The 6,364-nt window shown below is 43.2% G+C and carries 5 protein-coding genes; 3 read left to right on the plus strand and 2 right to left on the minus strand.

Translation table 11 applies throughout. The annotated features are described in order from the left end of the window. Positions 1 to 54: 54 nt before the first annotated feature. Positions 55 to 1,617 (minus strand): sulfatase, encoded by a 1,563-nt coding sequence (locus VIN08_RS22930; RefSeq protein WP_331970338.1) that lies wholly within the window; start codon positions 1,615 to 1,617, stop codon positions 55 to 57. A gap of 304 nt (positions 1,618 to 1,921) precedes the next feature. Here VIN08_RS22930 and rhaT point away from each other — a divergent pair, with 304 nt between their 5' ends. Then, the gene (rhaT, locus tag VIN08_RS22935; protein WP_331970341.1) at positions 1,922 to 2,980 is read left to right on the plus strand and encodes an L-rhamnose/proton symporter RhaT; all 1,059 of its coding nucleotides are present in this window, start codon (positions 1,922 to 1,924) and stop codon (positions 2,978 to 2,980) included. A gap of 204 nt (positions 2,981 to 3,184) precedes the next feature. Beyond that, the gene (locus VIN08_RS22940) at positions 3,185 to 5,125 is read left to right on the plus strand and encodes a 7TM diverse intracellular signaling domain-containing protein (protein ID WP_331970344.1); all 1,941 of its coding nucleotides are present in this window, start codon (positions 3,185 to 3,187) and stop codon (positions 5,123 to 5,125) included. A gap of 26 nt (positions 5,126 to 5,151) precedes the next feature. On the opposite strand, the gene VIN08_RS22945 is transcribed toward VIN08_RS22940, so the two are convergent. Continuing rightward, on the minus strand, positions 5,152 to 5,496 hold the full coding sequence (locus VIN08_RS22945; protein ID WP_331970347.1) for a hypothetical protein: 345 nt from the start codon (positions 5,494 to 5,496) through the stop codon (positions 5,152 to 5,154). A gap of 185 nt (positions 5,497 to 5,681) precedes the next feature. Between VIN08_RS22945 and VIN08_RS22950 the strand changes: the two genes are divergently transcribed. Next, positions 5,682 to 6,364: aspartyl protease family protein (locus VIN08_RS22950; protein WP_331970350.1), on the plus strand; the 683-nt coding region annotated here is incomplete at its 3' end.

Raw genomic sequence — 6,364 nt, forward strand, 5'->3', positions numbered from 1 at the left:
ATAAAATCAAATTGCGCGAGACTATTTCTACGATCTGTCGGCACATTGATAAGATTAATAAGTGCCCCTGTATAAATGGTCGTTTTTCTTCCCCAAAATTCTTTTGAGCGGTATATGTTCGCCATGTGTTTTTTCCAGCCATGTCCACATTTCATTGCGGAGACTTTCGGCTAACGAATCGTAAGCAGGATCGCGAATAAGATTGTTTACTTCCCACGGATCGTTTTGCAGATCGTACAACTCATTGATATCCCAAACGCCATGATTGAAAATATATTTATAACGGTTGGTACGTACGCCAAAAATAGTGGGTGTTTGTGGAAAGGCATCTTCCCAATAATATTCATAAAAGACCTTATCACGCCAGGCAACTTCTTTACGCTGTAGCAGTGGCATGAACGACATACCTTGCATCTGCTCCGGTTTTTGTACACCCGCGAGTTCGAGAATTGTAGGAGCAATGTCGATGTTCTGAATCATCGCATTGATCTTCGTGTCAGCTTCAACAATTTCCGGGCATCGCACCAGCAATGGCACACGCATAGATTCTTCATACATGTGCCGCTTGTCAATGAGGCCATGCTCGCCAAATGAAAAACCATTGTCGCCCATGTAAATGATCATCGTTGATTCGTCCAACCCCGATGCCTTGAGGTAATCGAGTATACGCCCTATATTTTCATCTACACTTAATAATACTTCGAGGTACTGCCGGTAAAAATCTTCAAACGAAATTTGTCCGTGATACATATAGTCTACACCATGCCAGCTATAGCGTTGCTTTCGTACCCACTCAGGTATATCACGCAGATTCGCTTTGATCGATTTCTCCAGCGGCAGTTGTTTTTTGCTTAGCGCGAACGACTTGCTGGTATCCGTCACAGTGAGAAACATGGATGGCGGATATTCGATCTTCTGATCTTTATATATACCCTTGTGGCGTTTGGCCGGCATAAACTCGGCATGCACGGCTTTATTAGAGAGGTATAAGAAAAAGGGTTTATCCGCATCACGCTTCTTCAGCCAGTCGAGCGCATGGTCTGTGAGCAGATCGGTTATATAGGTGCTATCGCTATAGGTAACCTGTTTGCCATTGACATTCAACACGGGATTATAATATACACCCTGACCTTTAAAACTTACCCAATGATCAAATCCTTTTTGCGGAGCATCGTTCTGATTGCCCATGTGCCATTTGCCAAAGAACGCCGTCTGGTAGCCCACCCGTTGTAAGTATTGCGGAAACATAACCAGTCCTTCCGGCATCGGTGCCTGATTATCTACGATGGTATGCGTATGTGCATATTGACCTGTAAGAATAGAAGCACGACTCGGTGAACATAGGGCTGTGCTTACAAATGCGTTTACACAATGCGCTCCCTCACTGGCAAGTTTATCAAGGTTCGGAGTTTTCAGTCCCGGTACTTTGCCGGTGAAGCCCATGAAATCGTAGCGATGATCGTCTGATAAAATAAAAATGACATTGCGGGGTTTTGTGTTGCTGATCGTTTTAATAGCAACAGCTTCTGGTGTTTTCTGTTTTTGGCAACCTGCCAGCAGTGAAAGCAGAATGCAACATTGGATTGAACGTTGTATATAAAATACGATGCGCGTCATAATGAAGGGTGTTAAGCAATATAGTCAATTTATTTGCCACATCCCGATAGCTATCGGGAACAGATTTACACGGAATGCATGCAGGTTGTGGAAGATAAGAAAGTGAGAAGAGTATATTTATACTTCGGTTACACACCCGCACTACGATCAATTCACTGCTATTTGTTTCCCGCAGATTAACGCAGATGAGATTTTATAAACGAACTATAAATTTCACACTTACACTGCCAGCGCTTTTCCAACAGGATAGTTCAGGACAGTTTCTCTCGATAGAATTGAATATTCGCTGAAATATATTTTGCGTATGCATGTTATAGCCGGTATTGTATATCATTTTATTGGAGGTTTTGCTTCGGGCAGTTTTTATATTCCTTATAAAAAAGTAAAAGGATGGGCGTGGGAGAGTTACTGGATTGTAGGTGGATTATTCTCGTGGCTTTTTATACCACTGCTGGCTGCGTGGTTAACAGTGCCTGGGTTTATGGACATCATCAAACGTACAGATGCCTCAACGATCTTCTGGACTTTCTTTATGGGGTTGTTGTGGGGCATTGGCGGACTCACGTTTGGATTGGGCATGCGCTATCTCGGATTATCGCTCGGTATGTCTGTTATACTCGGACTCACTTCTGCATTTGGTTCATTGGTGCCACCGATCTATCGCGATTTGTTTACGCATCAAACACAATATACTTTCTCTGCCATGATCGGCAGCACCGGAGGGCAAGTTGTATTAACAGGTGTAGTAGTGTGCCTGCTCGGAATTTTTATTTGTGGCCGTGCAGGGGTTATGAAAGAAAAAGAGCTGACTGAAGAACAGAAGAAGAAGAGTATACAGGAATTTAATTTATCGAAGGGGTTGATCGTTGCTGTTATCTCCGGAGTGTTAAGTGCCTGTTTCAATTTTGGTATAGAAGCCGGAAAGCCTATGGCCGAAGCAGCCGTTGCCAATGGCAGTAATCCGCTCTTTCAGAACAATGTAATTTTTGTTGTATTACTCTGGGGCGGACTCACCACCAATTTTATCTGGTGCGTTTTGCTGAATGCTCGCAACGGAACATTCCGTGATTATGCCAATCAATCGGTGCCGTTGCTGGGTAACTATATATTTGCTGCTGTTGCAGGCACCACGTGGTTTTTGCAATTTTTCTTTTATGGTATGGGCGAGAGTAAACTGGGTAACGGTGCCAGCTCGTGGATATTGCACATGGCGTTTATCATTCTTGTTTCCAGTATGTGGGGCATTCTGCTGAAAGAGTGGAAAGGTGTGAGCCGCAAAACATTCTCTGCTATTATGCAGGGTATTATCACGATTATTCTCTCCGTGATTATTGTAGGCTATGGAAATTCTTTAGTGATGTAACTTTACAAATGGATTGCGGAGGCATGCGTCAAGAACATGTAAGACCATTGGAATAATTGAATTCTTTCGATCGGAAAATTCTTCCGATATTTCCGGCCACAACCAATGGCATCCATGACGTCTCGAAAGATTTCCTTTCTGTGGCCAAATTTTTATGCTGGTCGTCAGAGAATGCTGGTATGCACTTTCCTTCGGAATTTACCCGTGAACACCCACCTTCGCTTTAGCCTGCTCTTTTTGAGTATGTTGTTGATAACGTGTGTAGCGCATGGACAGCAGCGTATATTCGAAGTAGACGACAGCTATGTTGAGCGGAACTTTATGCCATATGAGTTAGAGTTCTATCTCGATACTACCAACGCACTTACTTTTTACCAGGTATCGTCCAATAGTTTTTCCAATCGCTTTCAGACGCATTCATCGTATCAGAACAAAGACTTCAAGCGAAATGCTTCGTACTGGATACGCATTCCGATACGACATAATGCTGAAACGAGTAAAGTCTGGTTGCTTGAATTTTATGATCAGACGATCGATCATATAGAAGCATACGTGCCGCAAGAGAACGGTTCGTATCGAAATGTACTGATGGGCGATAGCCAGCCATTTCCGCAGCGAACGTTGCGCCACAAGAACTTTGAAATTATACTCGACATAAAATCCGATACGTTGATGTACTATTACTTCAACGTACGCTCCCATGAGTTTGCGGATATACGCATCGCCTTCCGCTCGGTAGATCGCTTTATATATTATGCGCTGAATGAATACTTTTTGTTTGGTACGTTCTATGGCATGATCCTCATCATCAGCCTGTATAACTTCCTGGTATACGTGGCCATCCGCGAGATCAAGAATATATACTATATCATTTATATTTTAAGTGTAGCTGCGTATGCGATGAGTTACGATGGTATAGGCTTTCAATACTTGTGGCCGAAGCACCCGGAATGGAATAATTATGCCGTGGGGATCACGTTGTATTTAGTAATACTCTGGGGTTTGATCTTTACCCGCAGATTTTTGAGTACACGGGCCAACGTTCCTATACTCGACAAGGCTTTGCAGTGGATGATTGGAATACGTTCGGTCTGGTTTGTGATTGAGTTATTCTTTCTGCCTCAGTTACTCACGTATCGTAACGTAGAAATTATACCACTGTCGCTGATCTTTTATACCGGTATAAAAGTATGGAAGCAGGGCTACCGACCTGCACGTTTCTTTGTTATTGCTTACGGTATACTCTTTACCGGGTTCTTTATTCGCACGCTGGTATATTTCAATGCACTGCCCTTTACTACAGCACTGCACTACAGCCTGCATTTCAGTTTTGTATTGGAGATGTTGTTCCTCACGTTTGCGCTTGGCGACAGGATTCGCATTTTAAAAGATATGCGCGATCGTGCCTTGAAGCGCATCATCCACCAGCATGAAGTAAATATGCAGCTCAAGGATAAAGTAAACCGCGAGTTGGAGCAGAAGGTTACCGAACGTATGCTTGAGCTGAATGAGAAAAACCAGCAGTTGGAAGAAACCAATGCCAAGCTTGAGCGGCAGTCGCTGGAGATCAACCAGATTAACTCTATACTCGACCTTGACAACTGGAAACTGAAGAACAGCATCAAGGAAGTGCTCAACGAGCGATTGATGGAGAAGAACATGGACTATAGCCAGTTTAAGACCCTATATCCGGATACGCTTGCCTGCTATCGCTCCCTCGAAAATTTGAAGTGGACCAAAGCATTTCATTGTCGCAAGTGTGGTAATGGAAAGTATTTTGACGGTGCACAGAAATTTGCGCGCAGGTGCACACGCTGCGGCTATAATGAATCCATCACTGCGTATACTATATTTCACAGTATTAAATTCCCGATCGAAAAAGCTTTCTATATAGCGTACCTCACCGTGTTAGGACATAAAGACTATACACTTGAAAGCCTTGCAGAACAGCTGGAACTTCGTGTGAATACGTTGTGGGGTTTTAGACACAAAGTAACCGAGCGTATACACGAACTTGAGAAAAAAGGAAGAAGACCAAACGCTTCGCGCTGGGAAGAAGTTATACTCTTGCCCGAAGGCAGCGGAAAGACTTCTAAGAAACCGCGTTCGGAGAAAAGTGTTACTTCGTTAGGGGAAGGGGAGTGAGCAACCTCATCTGATCTTTCATGTAGTCAATTCTCTTTGTAGTCTGTTATTAACCACGTAAGAAAGACAACTGAGCCAAAGGCGAGGTAATAATTTCTGGCGATGGCGCCATCATATTTTGCCAGCCAGAAGGCAATAGCAATCAGCGTAAAGGATACTATCAATTCTATATACCCATGAATTTTAAATGGTATAATTCTGACAATCCCCACGGGGAAATCAGTGGCTACCGTCAGAAGCAGATGTATCAGGCCGAGTATATATGTAAAGATTGCTGTTGTAGCTGGCAATCCGAATATAGTGGGCGATGCCAATAGAAAGATTACCACAACGTAGTCGAGTATACCGTGAGCTTTTGCTGAGAGTTTCATCAGAAATGTGTTTTGTTGCGATTTTGTAATATATCTGTGCTCTTACGTGCAGATATAGGATATACGAATGTAGGACACTGCGATGTTCGAATTTGTCGTGCATAGGACAAACGAACGCAACCGGACATACAATTCTATTTTCTGATAGCTTCCTGTATATTTACTTCTAACCCAACGGAGAGGTTATGCGCAACCCTACAAGAACCGGACTAATTATACTGATACTATCAATCGCTTTCTGTAATACAGTTTACGGACAAGCGCACAAGAACAGGAGTGAACACAAGAAGGAGTATGTCATTCCTTTTCATCTTACAGACTATAACAACCTTTCTATAGAGGCTGTTGTGAATGGAAAAGATACCGTTCATTTCATGTTTCATACGGCTGCAAATTCTGTTTCACTTATAGAGGAAGCCGTGAAACGAACAACGACACTACACTTTGACAGCACCTATACAACTTCCAGTTGGGGAGGCGATGGTAATACTTCGCGAAGAAGCAGCGGCAATGTATTGCGCATTGGCGATTTGACGTGGCATGACCTGGAGATCTTCGAAAACAAATACTCCGGGCAGCAAACCGATGGTAAGCTTGGTATTGACTTATTTCAGGAGAAAGTTATCGAGATAGATTTCGATCGGAATATTATTATACTCCGGGAGAGCCTTCCTAAGAAGACCAGGCGATATGAAAAATTGAAACTGACGCGCGAGCAGGAATTTATGTTTGTGGAGGCAGAATGTGTGATTGGAGATGCGAGCTTCAAGAATCGTTTTTTAATCCACTCCGGCTATGCAGGAGCCATCCTGTTTGATGATAAATTTAGTGGTGATAACAAGCTCGGTGAGAAGCTAAAGATTGTAGG

This window comes from Ohtaekwangia sp., assembly GCF_036568665.1.
In the GTDB taxonomy this organism is placed as follows: Bacteria; Bacteroidota; Bacteroidia; order Cytophagales; family Cyclobacteriaceae; genus Ohtaekwangia.